This window comes from Pandoraea sp. CB10b_02, assembly GCF_002216225.1.
GTDB classification, from domain to species: Bacteria; Pseudomonadota; Gammaproteobacteria; order Burkholderiales; family Burkholderiaceae; genus Pandoraea; species Pandoraea nosoerga.
The window spans coordinates 1-20,456 of record NZ_NJGW02000020.1; the positions used below are offsets into that span (position 1 = coordinate 1).

At 63.8% G+C, this 20,456-nt stretch carries 16 protein-coding genes, 2 tRNA genes and 1 pseudogene; 4 read left to right on the forward strand and 15 right to left on the reverse strand.

The window, feature by feature from the left end; genetic code table 11:
- The first annotated feature begins 146 nt into the window (after positions 1-146).
- Complete coding sequence (locus CDN36_RS17935; RefSeq protein ID WP_287497480.1) at positions 147-887, forward strand: hypothetical protein; 741 nt, start codon at positions 147-149, stop codon at positions 885-887.
- A 599-nt stretch (positions 888-1,486) separates the two neighbouring features.
- Here CDN36_RS17935 and CDN36_RS17940 read toward each other — a convergent pair.
- From CDN36_RS17940 to exaC, 6 genes are all read right to left on the reverse strand, one after another.
- Positions 1,487-2,398, reverse strand: a complete 912-nt coding sequence (locus CDN36_RS17940) for an IS3 family transposase (RefSeq protein WP_287497481.1) — start codon at positions 2,396-2,398, stop codon at positions 1,487-1,489.
- Entirely contained in the window at positions 2,395-2,709 is a 315-nt protein-coding gene (locus tag CDN36_RS17945) for a DUF1153 domain-containing protein (protein WP_287497482.1), read from the reverse strand. The genes CDN36_RS17940 and CDN36_RS17945 overlap by 4 nt, the downstream gene beginning before the upstream one ends.
- 715 nt (positions 2,710-3,424) lie before the next feature.
- Positions 3,425-3,721: a hypothetical protein gene (locus tag CDN36_RS17950; RefSeq protein ID WP_150556107.1), complete on the reverse strand. Its 297-nt coding sequence runs from the start codon at positions 3,719-3,721 to the stop codon at positions 3,425-3,427.
- Positions 3,722-3,956: 235 nt separating this feature from the next.
- Positions 3,957-4,253, reverse strand: a complete 297-nt coding sequence (locus CDN36_RS17955; protein WP_150556108.1) for a hypothetical protein — start codon at positions 4,251-4,253, stop codon at positions 3,957-3,959.
- A gap of 238 nt (positions 4,254-4,491) precedes the next feature.
- Positions 4,492-5,640 (reverse strand): L-threonine dehydrogenase, encoded by a 1,149-nt coding sequence (gene yiaY, locus CDN36_RS17960; RefSeq protein ID WP_150556109.1) that lies wholly within the window; start codon positions 5,638-5,640, stop codon positions 4,492-4,494.
- Positions 5,641-5,818: 178 nt separating this feature from the next.
- A complete protein-coding gene (gene exaC / locus CDN36_RS17965) occupies positions 5,819-7,339 on the reverse strand; it encodes an acetaldehyde dehydrogenase ExaC (RefSeq protein WP_287497483.1) in 1,521 nt (506 codons plus the stop codon).
- Positions 7,340-7,635: 296 nt separating this feature from the next.
- On the opposite strand from exaC, the gene CDN36_RS17970 reads away from it, so the two are divergent.
- Positions 7,636-9,564: a sigma-54-dependent Fis family transcriptional regulator gene (locus CDN36_RS17970; protein WP_287497484.1), complete on the forward strand. Its 1,929-nt coding sequence runs from the start codon at positions 7,636-7,638 to the stop codon at positions 9,562-9,564.
- A 42-nt stretch (positions 9,565-9,606) separates the two neighbouring features.
- On the opposite strand, the gene CDN36_RS17975 is transcribed toward CDN36_RS17970, so the two are convergent.
- Complete coding sequence (locus CDN36_RS17975) at positions 9,607-10,071, reverse strand: CreA family protein (RefSeq protein WP_150556112.1); 465 nt, start codon at positions 10,069-10,071, stop codon at positions 9,607-9,609.
- Positions 10,072-10,243: 172 nt separating this feature from the next.
- Here CDN36_RS17975 and CDN36_RS17980 point away from each other — a divergent pair.
- Positions 10,244-10,319 (forward strand) — tRNA-Ala (locus tag CDN36_RS17980).
- A 17-nt stretch (positions 10,320-10,336) separates the two neighbouring features.
- Positions 10,337-10,412, forward strand: a tRNA-Glu gene (locus CDN36_RS17985).
- 124 nt (positions 10,413-10,536) lie between these two features.
- Here the strand turns inward: CDN36_RS17985 and galE are convergent.
- The 8 genes and pseudogenes from galE to CDN36_RS18025 form a co-directional block, all read right to left on the reverse strand.
- On the reverse strand, positions 10,537-11,559 hold the full coding sequence (galE, locus tag CDN36_RS17990) for a UDP-glucose 4-epimerase GalE (RefSeq protein ID WP_023593971.1): 1,023 nt from the start codon (positions 11,557-11,559) through the stop codon (positions 10,537-10,539).
- Between the two features lie 30 nt (positions 11,560-11,589).
- Positions 11,590-13,422: a glutamine--fructose-6-phosphate transaminase (isomerizing) gene (gene glmS / locus CDN36_RS17995; RefSeq protein ID WP_287497485.1), complete on the reverse strand. Its 1,833-nt coding sequence runs from the start codon at positions 13,420-13,422 to the stop codon at positions 11,590-11,592.
- Between the two features lie 191 nt (positions 13,423-13,613).
- On the reverse strand, positions 13,614-14,465 hold the full coding sequence (locus tag CDN36_RS18000; RefSeq protein WP_287497486.1) for an endo alpha-1,4 polygalactosaminidase: 852 nt from the start codon (positions 14,463-14,465) through the stop codon (positions 13,614-13,616).
- 71 nt (positions 14,466-14,536) lie between these two features.
- Positions 14,537-15,917: pseudogene (gene pelG, locus CDN36_RS18005) on the reverse strand (exopolysaccharide Pel transporter PelG).
- On the reverse strand, positions 15,917-17,464 hold the full coding sequence (gene pelF, locus CDN36_RS18010) for a GT4 family glycosyltransferase PelF (protein WP_287497487.1): 1,548 nt from the start codon (positions 17,462-17,464) through the stop codon (positions 15,917-15,919). Before pelF ends, pelG begins: the two are co-directional and overlap by 1 nt.
- The gene (locus tag CDN36_RS18015) at positions 17,464-18,465 is read right to left on the reverse strand and encodes a tetratricopeptide repeat protein (protein WP_023593976.1); all 1,002 of its coding nucleotides are present in this window, start codon (positions 18,463-18,465) and stop codon (positions 17,464-17,466) included. The genes pelF and CDN36_RS18015 overlap by 1 nt, the downstream gene beginning before the upstream one ends.
- On the reverse strand, positions 18,458-19,870 hold the full coding sequence (locus CDN36_RS18020; RefSeq protein WP_038618930.1) for a PelD GGDEF domain-containing protein: 1,413 nt from the start codon (positions 19,868-19,870) through the stop codon (positions 18,458-18,460). Before CDN36_RS18020 ends, CDN36_RS18015 begins: the two co-directional genes overlap by 8 nt.
- Before the next feature lie 10 nt (positions 19,871-19,880).
- A complete protein-coding gene (locus CDN36_RS18025; RefSeq protein ID WP_023593978.1) occupies positions 19,881-20,426 on the reverse strand; it encodes a hypothetical protein in 546 nt (181 codons plus the stop codon).
- Between the last annotated feature and the right edge of the window lie 30 nt (positions 20,427-20,456).

Below are 20,456 nucleotides of genomic sequence, written 5' to 3' on the forward strand. Positions count from 1 at the left end.
CAAAGCCCTGAAATACCGCTCGCCTCGCGAGTTCAGGCGAGCAGCGGCGTCATCAACCTAACGGTGTCCACGTGTCCTGAGTTACAGGGGCAACTCCACCTGGTCGGGAAGAGCGTCGAGCGCTTCGTGATCTTGCCGCGCGATATTTGAGTGAGATCGCCGGTAAGCCAACGGCCTATCTGAAAATTGCAGATACAACGGGGTTTGGTTCATTTAGTTTCGATGAGCTTTACGCAAAAATTCCAGGGGATTCAGTTCTATCAGCGGGGCCTCAAGCGGTGCTTCGAGGTGGAGCGGACTCCTTGGCACATTTGGTCTCGGCGTTAGCTTGGTTGCCGGAGTTGGAGCTTGCGCTTGGAAAAGGTCGTGGCCTCATGGATGTGTCGGCAGTCGCTCGTGTCGTAGAAGGTTGGATTGGCGGCAAGACGGTTCGAGAGCTGGCGCCTGAGTTTCAGGGAAACGAGGTCGACCAGCTTCGCAGTGCTGGCACCTATCTTTTTACAAAGGTGTCGCAGACGATATCCTGGGGGGCTCACGCATATATCCGCGGTTGGAATCTGGGTGGTAAAGGTGAGATTAATGAGCAGAGTATGGATGCACTCATGTTACCTGCATACATACAACACGGCGTGAACACGCCAGAGGCGGCGGTAGCATCACTCTTTTCGGTCCCTCGACTAATGGCGGAACCGTTGGCGAAGTGTTTTCGAGCTGCGGAAGGAAGACTTACGCCTGATAATGTTAAGCAGTTTCGCGCGTTTATCGAGCAAGCCGATGAGAAAACCTGGGGATTGGCTTTGGAGAACTCAAAGTTGAAGGGCAAGGTGGCGCCAGCTCAAGCACGGGCTGTTTGGCGACGGATGCGTGGGTTGGATGCTTCGCGTTGATTTTCCGGCTACGCCACGCCAGGCTTCGATTCATTGCTAGCGACCGTGATTGTGCGATTTGAGACTTTAGTGCCATAGGTTTTACGTGTTGCTACCTCATTCCATCGAAAAAGTAAGGAACTTTTAATTTTGATTTCGCGATGGATAGACACCTGTCGAGCAGCGACACTGTCCTTAGGTGCGTGTCTTGCTCGCGCTTGAAGGCCGGCTGCCAGGCGTTCACAGGGGGCAGCTGTTGCGCTCGTAGTGACGCATCTGGAAGAGTCCCATCCCTGTCGAGCAGGAGTCAAACCTGGTTCAGTCGGGCGCAAGGGGAGCGCCCGGCCCCATTGCGTCTCAGGTCTGATGGACCATGCCCGGATGTGCAGTACACGAGCGGTACACAAGTAAGTTCGTCCCCATTTCTCTGCACTTCTCTAAGCTACTGAATCTAAAGTTCTTTTTGTTTTTCGGTGTTACTGTCTTTTTCCCTGAATTATCAGTAACCTATTGTTTTGCAAGGAAATTTGTAATCATCAGGTGGCGGGTTCGAGTCCTGCAGCCGGCACCAATACCGAAGCGGGTCCCAGAGATGGGACCCGTTTTCTTTTTGTTCTACATCATGCGGCCTGTTCTACAAAAAGTGCTCGCCGCTCAAGCGCTACACGACGATCGCCGGCTTGTTGTGATTCCTCAGCTTCCGTCGTAGGCGTAGGTGTCGTGCTGAGCTCGGCAACTTCCACCAACATCGAGGCGATGTGGTGCCTCGTGTTTGCGTTCCAATCCATATTCCGGTCGGCAATCGCGCGGCTGGCATGTTGCAGCGTCTCGAACCGATGGCGATGCACGCATTGCTCTTTGAGCGTGCGGATCACGCGCTCAACCATGCCGTTTTGCTGCGGGCAGTGCGGCGTAATGAACTCCTGCCGCAACCCGTAACGGCGCACCAATGCCGTGTAATCGCGGCTCGTAAAGACCGGGCCATTGTCGCTGCGGAGCAGGAATGGCTTTGGCACCCGTCCGAGTGTCCCGAACCGGGCAATCAGCGCATGCTCCAACGCGCTCGAGGCAGTGCTGGCCTTGCCGCTGCGCGACAGGCGCCAACCCAGTAGTTCACGCGTATGGCAGTCGATCACCAGCGCCAACGTAGCCCAACCGTCGCGACCGGCCCAGACGCGGCACATATCCGTTGACCATCGCTCGTTCGGTGCGGTGGCGACCGACGGCATCGCTTGAACGCGAGGGCGGAAGCCAATCGGTCGCTTGCGAACCTGCCAGCCCTTCAACTGGAAGATCCGCTGCACCGTGTTCTTGTTGAACCCCAGCAGGTGCGCCACGGTCCGGTAGCCGAACGACGGCGATTCCTCAATCAGTGCTTTGATCGGTTCGGAAAAACGCGCCTGAACCTTCGGTGCAGACTTAACCGGCCGGTAATACACGGTGCGACGCGGCACCTCGAACCAACGGCACAGCTTCGAGATCGAGACGGTAATACCGTCAACTTGCAGTCCCTGGCGGATCGTCTCGATCACTTGTCGTCCTCGCCCAGCAGGGACCGCAATTTTTTTCGGGCGCGCAGCTCCAGCATCGCTTCGCCATACGCCTCTTGCAATTCCTTGATCTGCCGTTCGTACTGCCCTTTCAGATCCAGTGGATTGGCCCGTAGCGCGTTCTCCATACCCCGCTTGCCGTCGTCGACCCAGTTCTCAACCTCGGAAGGCGACAGGTCATAAGCGCGACTGGCTTCCGCCACCGCCGTTTTGCCTTGGATGATGTCCAGCACCAGGGCGCTCTTGCGCTTCGCCGTCCATCGCTTGATGTCTTCGTCCATCTTCGTGCTCATCGTCTTTTCGTCCATTATGGCGTGAGCAGGAATTCACTGGGCCAATACAGGTGTTTGTTGTATGGCCGGCTGAGCGTCGTTTTTCCTCCCGTCCCCTCTCTGACACTTCAATGTGGCGCGTCTATACGCGGCGCTTGCCGGGATATTCGCCTTCAGTTCTGGGCATGGCGTTTCCAATGCCAACGTTGGCGTCGGGGCTGCACAGGCGCAGCGCCCGGACGCGAGCGGCATTCGCCGCCATGAAAGTCGTTCGAAGCGGCGCTCGCAATGGGGCCACGCTCGCGGCAAGTCGATTCCAGATGACTTCGACTTGCCCCTTCTGCCCTTGCGTCCCTTCGCCTCTTTTGCCCTTCCACGCGCGCCGCGGGCGCGGGCTTCTCGGCCATCCTGACCATCGCCCGCTTGCTCGCCTTACGCCTGCAATGACGGTGGAGGCCCAACCCCGCACGGCAACGCCGGTTTCGCGATTCGCATGGTTTCTTTCCGCTCCTCCGCGAATGCCGTACTGCTCAATGCCGATCCCGACCATCCTGAGATCGCGCCGGCACCGGCCGGTCCAATCACAATCGGAACCGTCCTACACCCACACGATACGCCGGCGACCGGCCAGACGATGCCGCGTACCCGCATCGGCGCGCCGGGCGCCCGCTCGTTAGCGCAACGCCAACACGCTCGACGGCCCGCTCCCAGAGCGGGCCCATATCCTCCGCTTCCGTTATCCCATCACCTTGACTGGCATTCCCCGGCCCGGCGAGTAGAGCACCAGGCTGGGGCTGGTCAGGCGATCCGAGGCGACGACGGCGTGCGCGAAGCTGTCGAAGTAGATGGCGTTTTCCGAGTCCGCCACATGAGCCTTCTTGATTTCTCCGGCCGACTCATCCCATTCCAGGCCGAGATATCGCCTGTGCTGATAGAACCAGACGACGTGTCCCTCGCGTGCCAGTGACTTAGGGATATCGAGCCCGCCCCAGTCGCCGCCAGCGCCTGCTTTCGTTCCGTTTCCGACGATCATAGATGTTCCTCATGAAAGGAGGGTTGATTGGCCCATAGTGGCCAATTTCATCATCGCAGCAGTGCCGTGCCTTGAGTTTCAGCAACGTCTGAATCCATTTTTCCGACGCGTCGACACTCGAAACGTATCGACGCCGAAAGAAAACGCGCGCGGCGTATCGACGCAGCCGAACGAAAAAAGGGCCACGCGATTCGCGTGACCCTTCCCGGTCAACCCGATGAACTTGCCGCTATCGTCAGCCCTTCACCTGTGGACGGAGCCCTTTGCCGGGCGAGTAGAGAACGAGACTCGGGCTCACCAGGCGGTCCGAGGCGACAACCGCGTGCGCGAACGTATCGAAGTAAATGGCGTTCTCGGGATTCGCGACATGCGCCTTCTTGATTTCGCCCGCCAGTTCGTCCCACTCCAAGCCCAGATACCGGTTGTGCTCATAAAACCAGACGACATGCCCTTCACGCGCCAGCGATTTCGGAATGTCGAGTCCGCCCCATTTACCGTCCCCACCTGTCTTCGTACCGTCTTTGGCGCTCATAGAGAACCTCCGTAGAAGTGTGTGAATTGGCCGGTCCCGTGGCCAATTTCATCATCGCAGCAGCGCCGGGCCTTGAGTTTCAGTAACTTCCGAATAATTCGTCGAATGCGTCTACGCTCGAAACGTATCGAAACGCATCCGACGGCAATGGGATACGCTCGCAAGGTGTCACAACACGAGTCACGGAAACGGCGGTGACTCGGGGGCATGGAACGCGAAGAGGCGGGGGGCTCCTTGATCAGAACGCCCGCCGGAAAATCTCCTCGATTTCGGCCTGTTCGGCTCGCCGCGGGTTCGTGAAGCCGCACGCGTCCTGCATCGCGTTGGCCGCCAGCGTCGGAATGTCTTCCTGCTTCGCGCCGAGCTCGGTCAGACCCGCCGGAATGCCGATGTCCTTCGACAGGCGGCGAATCGCGGCAATCGCGGCCTTGGCGCCCGCTTCGTCGCTCAGACCATCGACCTTCTCGCCCATGGCCCGGGCGATGTCCTTCAGGCGGCCGGCGCTCACGCTCGCGTTGAACTCCTCCACGTGCGGCAGCAGCACGGCGTTGCAAACTCCGTGCGGCAGATCGTAGAAGCCTCCGAGCTGATGCGCCATCGCATGAACATAGCCGAGCGATGCATTGTTGAATGCCATCCCCGCAAGGAACTGCGCATACGCCATGTTCTCGCGCGCCGTCATGTCGTCACCGTGCGATACGGCGCGCCGCAGGTTCTGTGAGATCAGCGTCACGGCCTTCAGTGCGCAGGCGTCGGTGATCGGTGTCGCGGCCGTCGAGACGTAGGCTTCGGTCGCGTGCGTGAGGGCGTCCATGCCGGTGGCCGCACTCAGCCCTGGGGGCATGGCCGCCATCAACGCGGGATCGTTGACCGACAGCAGCGGCGTCACGTTGCGATCGACGATCGCCATTTTCACGTGGCGCTTTTCATCCGTGATGATGCAAAAGCGCGTCATCTCGCTTGCCGTCCCGGCCGTCGTATTGATGGCGACGAGCGGCAACTGCGGCTTCTTCGAGCGATCGACGCCCTCGTAGTCGGCAATCGTCCCGCCGTTGGTCGCACACAAGGCAATGCCCTTCGCACAGTCGTGCGGCGAGCCGCCGCCGAGCGAGATCACGAAGTCGCACTGATGCTGCCGGAGCAGTGCGAGGCCGGCTTCCACGTTGCCCACCGTGGGGTTGGGCTTCGCGCCATCGAAAATCACCGACTGGATGTCCTGCTGCGCCAGCAGCTTCGACACTTTCCCGGCAACACCGGCCTTGGCGAGTCCCGCGTCGGTCACGATCAACGCGCGGCGAAAAGGGTATTGACGCAGCGCGGCAATCGCCTCGTCGAGACTGCCGATGCCCATCATGTTGACTGCGGGGATGAAGAAGGTCGTGCTCATGGTCGTGCTCCTTGTCGATTCCGTGAACGGCGTACCGTCGCGCGTGTCAGGCCATGCGGGGCCGGACGCCAACGCCGGACGATGTCGGATTCATTCGCGGATGTTGAGGACAGCATCGCACCGCAGGCGCGATGCGTCCTTGATCTGCTGCAAACGCAACGCCGAATAGAGGCGGTACTCAAAAGAAGCCGAGCGGCTGCGTGCCGTAGCTCACCAGCAGGTTCTTCGTTTGCTGGTAGTGGTCGAGCATCATCTTGTGCGTCTCGCGACCGATGCCGGACTTCTTGTAGCCGCCGAACGCCGCGTGGGCCGGGTAGAGGTGATAGCAGTTCGTCCACACGCGTCCGGCCTGGATGGCGCGACCCACGCGATAGGCGCGGTTGATGTCGCGCGTCCACACGCCGGCGCCCAGGCCGAACTCGGTGTCGTTGGCAATGGCGAGCGCTTCGGCTTCGTCGCGGAACGTCGTTACGCCAACGACCGGCCCGAAGATCTCTTCCTGGAACACCCGCATGCGGTTTTCGCCCTTGAGCAGCGTCGGCTGAATGTAGTAGCCCGAGGCGAGCGGACCGTCCAGCATCTCGATGCCGCCGCCGGTGAGCACCTGCGCGCCCTCCTTGCGTGCGAGATCGAGGTACGTGAGGATCTTGTCGAACTGCTGCTGCGACGCCTGCGCACCGACCGCCGTCTCCGTGTCGAGCGGGTCGCCGCGCTTGATGCGCGCGACGCGCGCCATCACCACTTCCATGAAGGGCTCGTAGATCGATTCCTGCACGAGGGCGCGCGACGGGCACGTGCACACTTCCCCCTGATTCAGGAATCCCAGCACGAGCCCTTCGGCGGCCTTCTCGATGAATTCCGGCTCGGCTTTCATGATGTCGTCGAAGAAGAGATTCGGCGACTTGCCGCCGAGCTCCACCGTGCTGGGGATGAGGTTGGCCGCAGCATTTGCCAGGATCTGTCCCCCCACGGGCGTCGATCCCGTGAAGGCGATCTTCGCGATGCGGCGGCTCGTCGCAAGCGCTTCGCCGGCCTCCCGACCGTAGCCCTGGACGATGTTGAGCACACCCGACGGCAGCAGATCGCCGACCAGTTCAGCGAACAGCGTGATCGTGAGCGGCGTTTGTTCGGCCGGCTTGAGCACGACGCAGTTGCCCGCCGCCAGCGCCGGGGCCAGCTTCCACGCCGCCATCAGCAGCGGGAAGTTCCACGGGATGATCTGGCCGACGACGCCGAGCGGTTCATGAAAGTGATAGGCCGCCGTGTGCGCGTCGATCTCGGCTGCCGTGCCTTCCTGTGCGCGGATGCAGCCGGCGAAGTAGCGGAAATGATCGATGGCAAGCGGCATGTCCGCAGCGAGCGTTTCGCGCACCGGCTTGCCGTTGTCCCAGGTCTCGGCGACGGCAAAACGCTCCAGATTTTCTTCGAGCCTGTCCGCGATCTGCAGCAAGACGCGCGAGCGCGCCTGAACGGACGTCTTGCCCCACCCGGGCGCCGCCGCATGCGCGGCATCGAGCGCGAGCTCGACGTCGGCCCCGCTCGAGCGGGGGAATTCGCCGATCACGCTGCCAGTGACCGGCGACGTGTTGGTGAAGTAGCGTCCTTCCACCGGCGGGACGAACTTGCCGCCAATGTAGTTTTCATAACGCGGTTGCAGGCACAGCAGGGCGCCGGGCGTGCCGGGCGGGGCGTATCGCATGTCGTGTCTCCGGATATTGTGGTGTCGGTGGCGGCGCATCGGCCACGCGCCACGCCCAAGCAATTCGCGGGCCATCGGCGCCGAGCCTCGCGCCGACGAGCCTTGTCCGATATTCGAGCGGTCGACGTGTATCGGATCCGTGACAGTGGTGTCACCTCTCATGACACTACGTGTCACGTCCGTGGAACAGCCAATCGCCGCACGCCACGCGATTGATTTCCCGCATTGCGCTCGGCCTCGGCATGGGGGATGCTTCGGGAACGACTACGCGACCATCCGGCAGGGGGAGACGACCAATGCCAGCCACTCCAGAATTCGCGCACGCGCGCCGCGTGCTCAACGTCGTGCAGGGCGATGCGACGTCAGCGGTTGCTGCGACGGATCCGAACATCGCCAGTTCATGGCGCCGCTGCCTCGATGAACACGCACTCGATCCCGGCGCGCGCATGGCGCCGCGTGTGCTCGCGTCATCGGAGCTGCGCGAGCGACGCCATGCGATGGAGCGCCTGCGTCACGTGTCGATGCCCGTGCTCGAACGCCTGCAACGCCAGTTGACGCACCCCGATCAGGCCGTACTGCTGACCGGCCCGGACGGCGTGATCGTCGACTCCCGCCTGCACGACCGTTCGCGCGACGCTTTCCATCGTGCGGGCCTCTGGCCGGGTGCGGACTGGAGCGAGTCGAGCGAGGGCACCAATGGCATTGGCACGTGCCTGGTGGAGCGTGCGCCCGTGATCATTTGCCGGCAGGACCACTTCCGCGCGCTGCATACCTCGCTCACGTGTACCGCGAGCCCGGTCTTCGCGCCGCAGGGCGAGCTGCTCGCCGTCATCGACGTGTCGTCCACGAGCGCTGACGTTACCCGGCAGAGCCAATTCCACACGCTGGCCCTCGTGAACCTGAGCGCCAAGGTCGTGGAGAGCGAGTATTTCTTCCAGCAGTATCGCGACGAATGGCTGTTGCAATTGCAGGAGCAGGCCGATCACCTCGGCGGCTTCGCGCAGGCGCTGATCGCTTTCGACGACACGGGGCGTGTGCTCGCCGCGAACCAAAGCGCACTCAATCGCCTGGGTGCAACGCGCGGGGAAATCGTGGGCTCGCGCATCGACCGGTGGTTCGCGCCAACGCTCGATTCGCTCTTCGCGCAGGGGCACCCCGCGCCGAACACGTGCTGGCCGATTCGCACCCATACGAGCGAGCTGTTGCTGGCCATGGTGCGGGCGCCCTCGCGCGCGGCAGTGCGTGGGCCGCGTCGCAGCCACGAGGTCCCTGGCGTCGCGCAGCGCAAGGCGGCGAAACCGTTCGCCGACCCGGCGCTCGCGCAAGCCTTTGCGCGGGCGTGCCGCGTATTCGCGCATGACGTGCCCATACTGATCCGCGGCGAGACCGGAAGCGGCAAGGAGGTCTTCGCCCGCGCCGTTCATGCGGCGAGCGCCCGGGCGAACGGACCGTTCGTTGCCCTCAATTGCGCGGCGATTCCCGAGTCGCTGATCGAGAGCGAGCTCTTCGGTTATGTGGGCGGAAGCTTCACCGGTGCGCGCAAGGAGGGCATGAACGGCAAGCTGTGGCAGGCCAACGGCGGCACGTTGTTTCTCGACGAAATCGGCGACATGCCGTTTGCCATGCAGACCCGCCTGCTGCGCGTGCTGGAAGAGCGCATGGTGATGCCGCTGGGCGGCGGCGAACCGGTGCCGCTCGACATACGCGTGCTCAGCGCGACGCATCGCGACTTGCCGGCGCGCATTGTCGAGCGCCAGTTTCGCGAGGACCTTTTTTACCGGCTGAACGGTCTGGAAGTCAGCGTGCCGCCGCTGCGCGAGCGTGAGGACAAGCGCGAACTGATCTTCCATCTGCTCTCGCAAACGCACGCGCAAGGCCGCATCGCGCTCACGCACGAAGCGCAGGAGCGCCTTTGCGCCTATGCGTGGCCCGGCAATGTGCGTCAGATGCGCAGCGTCATCCGCACGCTCGTGGCGCTATGCGAGAACGGTGTGATCGCGCTGGGCGACCTTCCGGATGAATTGCGAGAGACGGACACTTCGCGGCTCGGGCGCGACGAGGCGGCACGGGAGCTCGAAGCGCCGCTGGAGGCTGCGGAGCGCCAGGCGCTGCGCGCCGCGCTCGACGCCTGCCAGGGACAGGTGAGCGCCGCGGCGCGCCGGCTCGGCGTGAGCCGCAACACGCTGTATCGGAAGTTGAAGCGATTCGGGTTGCCGCGCGCGTGACGCAGGTGGCGGTCCGCTCCCGCCCGGCGCGTGCGCCGTCGGCTACTTCGTGGGAATCGGTGTGGCGCGATCGATGGGAACGGCGGTGATGCTGTTCTGCGGCGACCCGTCGATGAGCTTGTCGGAATAGGTGAGGTAGACGAGCGTGTTGCGCGTCTTGTCGACCATGCGCACCACGCGCAGCTTCTTGAACAGCGGCGACAGCCCTTCGGAGAAGACCTCTTCCTCGTGCGGGAGTGGCTTGCCGAAGGCGACCGGTCCGACCTGGCGGCAGGCAATCGACGCTTCGGCCTTGTCCTCGGCCAGTCCGACCATGCCTTTCACGCCGCCGGTCTTGGCGCGCGAGACGTAGCATGTGATGCCTGGTACCCTGGGGTCGTCGTAGGCGTCCACGACGATCTTGTGATCCGGCCCCAACAACTTGAATGCGGTACTGACGTCGCCGACGCGCTCGGCGTGTGCCCAGCTCGCGGCGACCGTCAGTGCCAGTGCAACCACTTTCTTCATGAGGATGTCCCGTCAAAAGTCGCGGCACGCGGCCGCGCGATGCGATTCTACTCGCGTCGCGTGACGACAAACGCGTCCGGTGAACGGCCCGCCGATGGCGCCTGGGTAGCGCGCAAGGACGAAAGCGGTTGCCCACCGCGTTCAAACGCGCTATAGTCACGCCTCTTCGCGCGGGGGTATAGCTCAGCTGGGAGAGCGCTTGCATGGCATGCAAGAGGTCAGCGGTTCGATCCCGCTTACCTCCACCAAACGAATGACGGTCTCCGTCCCCTTCGTCTAGAGGCCTAGGACATCACCCTTTCACGGTGAGTACAGGGGTTCGAATCCCCTAGGGGACGCCATCTATCGGCATCGGTGCGACATCCGCACATCGCGGCCCGCCGGCGTCGGGTTCGGCAAAACGAAAAAGCCGGATGTCTTCACGACATCCGGCTTTTTTGCGTTCAGCGCCTTCGGAAGCGCGGCTTACCGATAGCCGTCCGGGTTCTGCATCTGCCAGCGCCAATGGTCGGCGCACATGCGATCGATGCCGTACTCGGCTTCCCATCCCAGCAGGGTGCGGGCCAGATCGGTCGCCGCATAGCAACTCTCGATGTCGCCCGGGCGGCGCTCGGTCACCTTGAACGGCACCGGGCGTCCGCTGGCCGCTTCGAATGCCTTGATCACCTCCAGCACGGAATAGCCGCGCCCGGTGCCGAGGTTGACCGTGAAGCCCCGGTTGAGCCGCTGGAGCGATGCCAGCGCGGCCAGGTGACCGCGGGCGAGATCGACCACGTGGATGTAGTCGCGGATGCCCGTGCCGTCCGGTGTGTTCCAGTTGCCGCCGAACACGTTCACCGCGGGGCGCTTGCCGATCGCTACCTGCGCGACGAACGGCATCAGGTTGCTCGGCACGCCCACGGGGTCTTCGCCGATGCGCCCGCTCTCATGCGCCCCCACGGGATTGAAATAACGCAGCAACGCGATACGCCAGGCCGGGTCGGCCGCCGCGACGTCGTTGAGGATGGTCTCCGCCATGAGCTTCGTCTGCCCGTACGGGTTCGTTGCCGATAGCGGGAACGACTCATCGATCGGAACGGACGCGGGGTTGCCGTAGACCGTGGCCGACGAGCTGAAGACGAGATCCTTGACGTTGAAGTCCCGCATCGTCTCGACCAGCGCCAGCAGGCTGTCGAGGTTGTTGCGGTAGTACTCGACGGGCTTTTCCACCGATTCGCCCACCGCTTTGAGGGCTGCGAAGTGAATCGCGCCGGTGAAGCGGAAGCGCGCGAACAGGTCGGCAAGCAACGGCTTCGAGCAGGCGTCTCCCTCGATGAAAACAGGCGCGCGGCCGGCGAGTTCGCCGACGCGGACCACCGACTCGCGGTGGCTGTTGACCAGATTGTCGACGATGACGACGTCATAGCCGTGCGAGAGCAGTTCGACGCACGTATGCGAGCCGATGTAGCCTGCGCCGCCCGTGACGAGAATGGTTCCGGAATTGTTCATGTGTTGCGTTCCAGGCACGATGTGCGTTGCCTATTCGACGGTGACGGATTTTGCCAGATTGCGCGGTTTGTCCACATCTGTGCCCCTCGCGCACGCGGTGTGATAGGCCAGCAGTTGCAGCGGCACCACGTGAAGCACCGGCGAGAGGTTGCCATAGTGCTCCGGCATGCGAATGACACGAATGCCCTGCCCGCTGCTCATTTTCATGTCGTCGTCGGCCAGCACGAAAAGTTCGCCGCCGCGCGCACGCACTTCCTGCATGTTGGATTTCAGCTTCTCGACGAGCACGTCGTTGGGTGCGACGGTAACGACCGGCATCTGCTCGCTCACGAGGGCGAGCGGACCGTGCTTGAGCTCCCCGGCAGGATACGCCTCTGCGTGGATGTACGAGATTTCCTTGAGCTTGAGCGCGCCCTCGAGGGCGATCGGATAATGCAGTCCACGCCCCAGGAACAGGGCGCTCGGCACACTGGCGAACTTCAGCGACCAGTCGATCAGTTGCGGCTCCAGGGCGAGCACGCTTGCGACGGCCGCCGGCAAGTGGCGCAGCTGCGAGAGGTAGTCTGCCGCGCTGTCGGCGTCGATACGGCCACGTTCCACGCCGAGTGTGACCGCCAGCGTGAACAGCGCGACGAGCTGGGTGGTGAAGGCCTTGGTCGATGCCACGCCGATCTCCGCCCCCGCGCGGGTGATGAACGACATCGCCGTCTGACGCACGAGCGCGCTGGTGGCGACATTGCAAATCGCCAGCGTGTGTTCGTGACCGAGATGCTGGGCGTGCCTGAGCGCGGCCAGCGTGTCGGCGGTCTCGCCCGATTGCGAGATGGTCACCACGAGCGCTTGCGGATTGGGTACGGATTCGCGATAACGGTACTCGCTGGCGATCTCGACCTGCGTGGGAATGCCGGCAAGCGACTCCAGCCAGTACTTCGCCGTCAGCCCGGCGTAGTAGCTGGTGCCGCACGCGAGGATCAGGACGCTTTCCGCGCGACCCAGCGCGTGCGCGGCAGCCTCGCCGAACAGGGCGGGCGAGAACGCGGCGATGCCGGAGATCGTGTCAGCGATCGCGCGAGGTTGCTCGAAGATCTCCTTTTGCATGTAGTGCTGGTAAGGCCCGAGCTCGACTTCAGCTTGATAGGCAGCCATGGTGCGCACCGCGCGCGTCACTTCGACGCCATGACTGTCGAGGATCGTCACCGTGTCGGGGGTAAGCAACGCCACGTCGCCCTCCTCGAGATAGGTAAAGCGATCGCAGCGCCCGGCAAGCGCAAGCGCATCGGACGCCAGGAAATGGCCGTCCGGCGCGAAGCCGATCACGAGCGGCGATCCCTGCCGGGCGCACACCAGGCGTCCGGGTGCGTCGTCGCTGACGACGGCAATCGCAAACGCGCCATGAAGTTGCGCAATGGCCGCTCGCACCGCCTGCACGAGATCACCGCGCTCGCCGCCATGCAGATGGGCATCGACCAGATGCGCGATGACTTCGGTATCGGTCTGGCTGGCAAACTCGTAACCCTTGGCGCGCAGCGCGTCGCGCAGGACTTCATGGTTCTCGATGATGCCGTTGTGCACCAGCCCGACGCGGTCGCGCGAGAAGATCGGGTGCGCGTTTTCGGTGGCCGGCGCGCCATGGGTCGCCCAACGGGTATGCGCGATGCCGAGCGGCGCGGCCAGGGCAGCCTCGGCCGCCTGCGCCCGCAGTTCGGCAACGCGCGCCACGCTGCGCACGCGGGTGAGCTTCTGTTGCGCATCCAGCACGGCGACTCCGCACGAGTCGTAACCGCGGTATTCGAGACGCCGCAGTCCTTCCACCAGCACCGGCACCACGTCGCTGCGCGCAACGCCGCCTACGATTCCACACATGACTTTCCCCTAAAGGCAATTGACGGGTGGCACCCCATGCGCCGTTTCGGCGAACGATGGCGCGTGCCTGCCCTGATTGATATTCCGCTCATGGATGTCCGGCATTTCGGTCGCGGTGAGCCGGTGTCGCTTACCTGCCTGTCCTGTTGCTTCGCGACCTGTTGGCGCCTCGCTGGTGGCCCGGCCGGGTCTCAATCCAGCGCGGACGCCGGATTGACCTGCATCAGATGGCCGTCGCCGACATACGGCACGAGTCCGTCGGCACGGATGCGGTTGACGGTCTGTCGGGCACATGCGACGTCGTCCGGCGGGCAATAGTCGATCGCGATGACGGGAAGCCCGTAGTTCTCGCGAATCTCCCGGGCGCGGGCGAGCAGCCATTCGCGATCCTTGTCGGACACGGCCACGTAGCGGCGCTGCGCCTCGTCCCAACCGCGATAAAGCGACTCGAAGGCCACCGCCGAGACGTCGTCATGCACTTCGGGCATCAACTCGAATCCCCGGTTCATGATGACCTCGGCGCGCGGAAAGCGACGATGAATGCGTTTGATGACGGCGACCAGACCGGCTCGCTGCCGCGCGCGTTCGGCGTCGGTCCTGCTCACGAGCTGGTACGAGTCGAGCGTGTCGAGGAAAAAACCGCGGTAGCCGTTGGCCCATAGCGGCGCGATAACCTTGTCGACGAAGAACTGCGGCCATCCCGGCGCGGACTGGTCGATGACTTCGGATTTCCACTCGCCGTTGCGGCCGATGCGCCAGGCTTTCGGCATGGCCTTGTAGTAGTCGCGCGAGGGCAGCACTTCGCCCACGCTGACATACGCGATCCAGCGCATGCCCTTCGGTTCCGCGCCGGAAGCTTCCGCGACCTTCGGGACGAAGCCGTTGTCCGGCTCCACCACCGCCTGATCGTATCCGGCGAATGCGCTGGGGTCGATCGTCTCGCCGTAATAGAACGCGATGCGCCCGGGCGAGGGCGCCTGTGCCGACGCCGCATTGAGAAAGCAGCCGGCGAACACGCCCGCCATGCCGCGGGCGAGTCGCATCAGTGCTCGGCTGCGCCGCGCGGGCGGCCGCTGTATCGTCTTGTCGGACATATCGACGTCAGGCCAAATCGTCAGTGCTGGTTCTGCAGCATGTAGGTTTCGTATTCCAGCGCGTCGAGCCGCCGGTCGAGCAGTTGCATCGCGACGATGACGACCACCGCCAGCGCGAGCGCAAATCCGTATCCGTAGGTGTTTGGGCCCAGCATCAGCGTACCCCATGTGAACACGCCGTTGGCGACGACCATCGCGAACGTGAGCGCCAACACCGTCAGGCGCCGGTCGAGATAGAAGAAGATGTTCAGAATGCCCAGGAAGAGCACCTGCAAGCTCGCGGAAATCACGTCGATGTGCAGCAACGGCAGGTACAGCACGGAAATGCCGATCAGCCGCAGCAGATGGTCGCCGAACGCGAAGATCAGCAGCGTCACCACGGCCTGAATCTTCAGGATTTCATATAGACCGGTGCGCACGGAGCGCACCATCATGTCGCGCGACATCTTCGATGTACTTGAGCGTGCCGCCGGTGCGCACCGCGTTGTAGAACTGGTCGTAATACTCCACGAAGTCGGTCTCGATGCGCAGCAGGAACACCGCCATGCCGGGAATCACGCAGAGGTACGAGATGAACACCGGGAGATCGTAAATCACCGACGCGCGCAGCGGTCCGATCACGTCCTGCCCGGTCACCGGGTAGAACCAGAACATGAACTTGTCGAGCCAGATGCCCAGGTTGAAGAGCAACCCGACGAACATCAGCGACGGGTAGGAGAAACGGCGATCGAACACCTGCCAGAGCAGGTACTCGTCGGTGCGGTAGTTGCGGTGAATCAGGCACCCCATGCCGAGCAGCAGGATCAGGTGGCCGATGACGAAGCCGCCGAGCAGGCCTTCGAGTCCATGACGATTGAGCAGCACGGCGCTCACCACCGTGACGCCGTATCCGACGAAGAAGATCGCCAGAATGGCGCGGTACTGCTTCACGCTGGTGAGAAACAGTACGCCGATCCAGATGTTGCTCACGATCACGAAGCCCGCGAGCATCAACAGGCGATAGCCCGTCGACTGGTCGCGGAACGCGGTGAGCGCGAGGATCAGACCGATGAGCCCGGTGCCGACGGTCGTGACGAGCGAGACCGCGTTGTAGTTCGGGAGCACCAGATCGGGACGCCGCTCGAAAAGGCGGTCGCTCAGGAATCGCGTGAAGGAGAGTTGCAGCACACCGGTGACGACCAGGCTGAACGCGATCAGGTAAGTGACCGACACCTGGAACTGCACGATCAGACCGGGCGGCTGAACGACCGCCAGGCTCATCATGCCGATGAGCAGGATGCCGAGAATCGACAGAATCAGCGGGCCGGCGCTGATGACGCCGGCGTAGCCATAAGCCGCAAGCGTGCTCGTCAGCGTGTCGCGCCGCAGGATCTTGCGCAGTTCGAAGCCAATGCCGGCCATCAGACCCCTCCCGCTGCCGTGGCGCGTTCCGAGCGCGCGAGCAGCATCTCGTACAGATGACGGTAGGCGTCCTGCATCTGTCCGAGTGTGTAATAACGTTCCACGCGCGCGATCGCGGCGCGTTGCGCGGCGTGCCAGGTCCGCGGTTCGAGCAGGTCCACCACGGCCTGGGCGAAGTGTTCGGGGTTCGCGATCTGCACGACCTTGCCGGCCGCGCCGAGCGCCCGGTCCTCGTCGCCCAGCCCCTCGACCAGTTGGCGGCACGATCCGACGTCGGTCGTGACGACCGGCACACCGGCCGCGTAGGCTTCGAGCACCACCAGCGGCAGCGCTTCGGAAATGGACGACAACGCGACGACGCCCACCTGCGGCAGGATGTCGGCGACGTTCTGGAAGCCCAGGAACCGCAGGTTGTCTTCCATGCCAAGGCTCGCGGCGATGTCGCGACATTCCTGCGCGTAAGCCGGATCTTCCTCCTCGGGACCGACGATCCAGCCTTGCAGGCCAGGCATCTGGCGGCTGGCGATGAAGATCGCGCGAATGAAGGTCTTGATGTCCTTGATGGGGACGACGCGACCGATCAGTGCCACGACGGGCGGAATTTCGGCGGGGCGTCGTGCGCGCAGTGGCGCGAACTTTTCCACCGGAATGCCGTTCGGGGTATTGCGTGTCTTGTGCTCGGGAGCGCCGTCGGCGATCTGGCGCAGACGATTGCCCTCGAACAGCGCGGTGATCTCGTCGGCGGCTTCGTAACAGACGCGCCCCAGTGCCTCGAAGAAGCGCACCCACAAATCCTGGAAATAGCCGACGCGCGAAATGTCGCGCTCGAAAAGACCGCGGTTGTCGCGAATCCATTGCCCCTGGAGCAGGTCGATCTTGCGCTCCTTGGTGTAGATGCCGTGCTCGGAGACGAGCAGGGGGCGCTGGTGCTTGAAGCGCAGCAGCGCGCCGAGAAAGCCCGCATAACCCGTGGACACGGTGTGATATACCCGGGCCGGAACCAGCTGGTCGCAAATGCGTGCGAGCTGCCAGAGCGGCTTGTGCATGATCCGCACGGTCCAGAAGTAGTCGGTAAACGAGGGGTCCAGACAGTACTTCTTGTAGCGCTCGGAAATGACGTCCCAGGATCGGCGGCTGTGCAGGAAGTTGGCCTCGCTGATCTGGCCGTCGTCGCCCATCATGGGGATCACGTCGTGAATCAGCTTGCCGATGCCCTGCAGGTCGTTGCGCTGGCGCAGCATGTCGTGCATCTTCTCCATCTGCGCGAACGCCTGCGCATCGCCTTCGACGGCACGCACCGGGGGCGGCGCATCGAACTCGTAGAGATAGTGCTCTTCGAAGTGCACGATGTTGTCATGCAGCTTGCAGACCTTGTCGCCGTAGTCTTCCCGGCGGCTGCCGATGAACACGACGGCAAACGTCAGGTCGGGGAACGCGCGGATCATCTGATCCACCCATGACGACACGCCTCCGCGAACATACGGGAAGGTGCCCTCCAGAAGCAACGCGATGTCTGCCGGCCGGGCGAGACGTTCGGATGTACGCATTAGCGGGTCCAGAAACGCATGACGGGATTGAGCGTCGGTGTGGACGTACCACTGCCGAGGCTGGCGAGCATGGGCCCGACCCGTCCGTATTGATGTTTGAGGAAGGCGACTTCGGCAAGCCAGGGCACGAGCCGGTCGGCGGGGAAGTGATGCGCTTCCGCGCGCTCCAGGCAAGCCTGAGCCTCGTCCGGATCGCGGCGAAGCAGCGCGCAGCGGCCCAGGAGATACCACATGGCGGCGTCGCTCTCGCGATGCGCGAGCGCTTCGCGGGCATACTTCTCGACCTGCCCCAACGTGAATCGGTAGACCTCGCCGCGCACGAGATTCTGATAGATCAGCTCCCAGTACAGCTCGGCCAGGCGGTGACTTCCCTCCGCGCGCTCGTCGTCGTTGGCGGCACGCTCACGCTGCGAGCGCGCATCGAAAATGCGCTGCATGATCTGCTTTTCCACGCCGTCGACGATGCCGTAGGCGAGCAGGCGGATTTCCTCCACCGGGTCGGACAACAGATCGCGCATGATCTCGCCGGTCGCCCGCGACGGCAGCGCCTGCACCGACACCAATGCCGCCACGCGATCCTCGTTCGTGCCGCGCACGTTGCGCAGACGGGCGCGCAGGCGCGCCCCGGCGCCGTGCGTGACCTGCGAGACGAGGTACGTCACGAACTCTGGCCGGTCCACGGCGCCCGAGCGGGCCAGCTCTCGCGGCGGGGGGAACACGAAGCCGATCGTCATGATGCCCAGGAACAGCACCAGACCACCCACGGGAATGAACAGACAGACGGCGAAGCTGTGCCAGAACGCGCCGTTTCGCCCGTGATAATGCTCGGGCAGCGCCGCACGCACGAACGTTGCGGTCAGCCCGGCGCTGAGCGTCTGCCACGCGAAGAAGAGCAGTAGCGGATCGATCGCGCCGACCGGCGCGAACAGGGTGCGGATCGCCAGCGCCTGTGCGAGCAGGGCCACGATCCCGATCACAGCCACCAGCAGTTTCTTAAGCATGATCTTGGCAGCGCTCCAGCAGCTTTTTCAGTCCTTCGCCCGGCGTGCGTTCGTCGACGCTCGCCGTATGCACCGCGATGTGCCCTGTCTGGAAATCGAGCCCGTACTGCTGGCGCAGCCCGTTCTCGATGCGCAACAGGTAGCCGTCGATGCCGCTGTCGTCGGTAATCGGCATGAGTGAGATGGCAATCTGATGGCGCGGCGTCGACTGGATCCATTGCGCGTCGAGCGCGCGACGTGAACGCACCGTCTGCTCGAACAGCGAGTCGCCGCTGGCGCCGCGGGGGAACACCAGCGCGACCAGCGACGATTGAATACCGCTCTCGCGCTTGGCGCGTGCCAGGCGCCCGAGCTCCAGCGCGAAGTCGTAGGGCGCGGCCGGGACTTCGTCGCGCACACTGGCCACCGGGGCCTGCTGGGCCACGCCGTCGGCGTAGTACGACAGCAGAACGAGCAGCAATTGCAGATTGTCGTGATTGAGCGCGAGGAACGACATGCTGCGCACGATCAACATGCCATTGATCTCGCCGTTGCCGTCGGTCAACGGCGCACACACCACGTAGGCGCTGTCTTCGCCCACGGTCGTGTCTTCGCGCACGTGCGCGAGGCGACCTTCGCGCAGGCAGGTCTGCACGAGCGGATCGCTCTCGTCGGGCGCGAAGGCTTCGCCCACGCTGGCCACGGCCGCCGTGTCGAGACGGTTGCGGTGCACGGGGAAGAGCGACGCCGTTTCGATCTGGCAGGTGAGCGCGGCGAACTCGAGCATCGGCTGCGCATTGGGCAGCGGTGTGTCCTTGCCCGGTGCGTCCTCGGTGAGCGTGAGCTCGCGCAGCCGGGTGATGGCGTCGCGCATGGTGCTCGGCTTGGTGAGCAAGTCACGTTCGAGCCGTTCATGCGACACGCGCAGCAGGTAGTGATTGCTGGTCAGCGCGAGGAGGCGATCGTTCAGGTACGTGTTGATGCCGCGCGCGCGCGTTGCCCGATTGCCCCAGATGTCGCAGAAGTGTCCGCCAACGACGATCATCGTGAAGCCGCCGGTGAAGAACATCGTCGGGAAGGGCTGGCCGTGCTGCCCATACAGGCCGTACCAGGCGGCCGCGAGCACGAGGCCCGCCACCACGCCGAGCAGTGCGCCGTATCGCAACGCCATGACGAGGGCGACGAGCCACATCCACGGAAAGCCCAGCTCGATGAGCAGCGGATCCTGGGGATGCAGCAGCCAGGCGATGGCCACGGCCAGCGCCATGCCCGTGATGACCTCGAACACCATCACGGGGCGTGTCGCCGCCGGTGCGAGCAGGCGGCCATAGGTGCTCACATTCCCGAACGGCTCCGAGCGTCGCACCTGCCCGGCAACCCTGGGCTTCGCGTCGACGGAAGCGTCCTGTTGATTGGCGGTATTCACGATGATTCCGTTACTGTTGCGCCAGCGGTGCCAGCAGATTGCGAATCAATGTCTGGCCCACGCCGGCGAGGCTCGAACGGCTCCAGCCGCTGCGGCTGCCCGTGGCGCTCCAGACCGTGTTGCCGTTGGACACGTCGATGACATCGAACGTCACGCCCGCGACCGGCTCGCCGTCGACGCCGACCTTGTAGCGCCATTCCGTTACCGCGCCCGAGAGCGCGTACTTGGCACCGATCTTGCGCGCCCATGCGAGTGCGCGCACGCGGGTCTGGGCGTTGTTGCCGCCGATCAGCGAGTCGCCGCCGTCGGGGTCGCCCACATAGCGGTGCAGGTCGGTAAAGCCGTTCTGCACCAGGATGCTCTGGGCGATGCTCTCCGCGCGCTGCCCGGCATCAGGCGTTTCGGTCGTGTTGGCGATGGGCAGAATCACCCAGCTCGCCGTCTTCGGCAGCTTCGGTGCGTCGCCGACGTTCATCGTCGAACAACCGGCCATCAACACGGCGAGGACGGCGACGCCGAAAAAGCGCTGCCACTTCTTGAATGCGTTGGTCTTCATGGTACGGCTCTCCCTTGCGGATGCGAAATA

What these genes read in the sequence shown, in the direction of transcription:
- exaC (WP_287497483.1), bottom strand. Translation starts at nt 7,339, where the DNA reads ATGCGATACGCCCCGCCCGGCACGCCCGGCGCCCTGCTGTGCCTGCAA.
- galE (WP_023593971.1), bottom strand. Translation starts at nt 11,559, where the DNA reads ATGAACAATTCCGGAACCATTCTCGTCACGGGCGGCGCAGGCTACATC.
- yiaY (WP_150556109.1), bottom strand. Translation starts at nt 5,640, where the DNA reads ATGAGCACGACCTTCTTCATCCCCGCAGTCAACATGATGGGCATCGGC.
- pelF (WP_287497487.1), bottom strand. Translation starts at nt 17,464, where the DNA reads ATGCGTACATCCGAACGTCTCGCCCGGCCGGCAGACATCGCGTTGCTT.
- CDN36_RS17945 (WP_287497482.1), bottom strand. Translation starts at nt 2,709, where the DNA reads ATGAGCACGAAGATGGACGAAGACATCAAGCGATGGACGGCGAAGCGC.
- CDN36_RS18015 (WP_023593976.1), bottom strand. Translation starts at nt 18,465, where the DNA reads ATGCTTAAGAAACTGCTGGTGGCTGTGATCGGGATCGTGGCCCTGCTC.
- CDN36_RS17955 (WP_150556108.1), bottom strand. Translation starts at nt 4,253, where the DNA reads ATGAGCGCCAAAGACGGTACGAAGACAGGTGGGGACGGTAAATGGGGC.
- CDN36_RS17970 (WP_287497484.1), top strand. Translation starts at nt 7,636, where the DNA reads ATGCCAGCCACTCCAGAATTCGCGCACGCGCGCCGCGTGCTCAACGTC.
- glmS (WP_287497485.1), bottom strand. Translation starts at nt 13,422, where the DNA reads ATGTGTGGAATCGTAGGCGGCGTTGCGCGCAGCGACGTGGTGCCGGTG.
- CDN36_RS17950 (WP_150556107.1), bottom strand. Translation starts at nt 3,721, where the DNA reads ATGATCGTCGGAAACGGAACGAAAGCAGGCGCTGGCGGCGACTGGGGC.
- CDN36_RS18000 (WP_287497486.1), bottom strand. Translation starts at nt 14,465, where the DNA reads ATGCGACTCGCCCGCGGCATGGCGGGCGTGTTCGCCGGCTGCTTTCTC.
- CDN36_RS17975 (WP_150556112.1), bottom strand. Translation starts at nt 10,071, where the DNA reads ATGAAGAAAGTGGTTGCACTGGCACTGACGGTCGCCGCGAGCTGGGCA.
- CDN36_RS18025 (WP_023593978.1), bottom strand. Translation starts at nt 20,426, where the DNA reads ATGAAGACCAACGCATTCAAGAAGTGGCAGCGCTTTTTCGGCGTCGCC.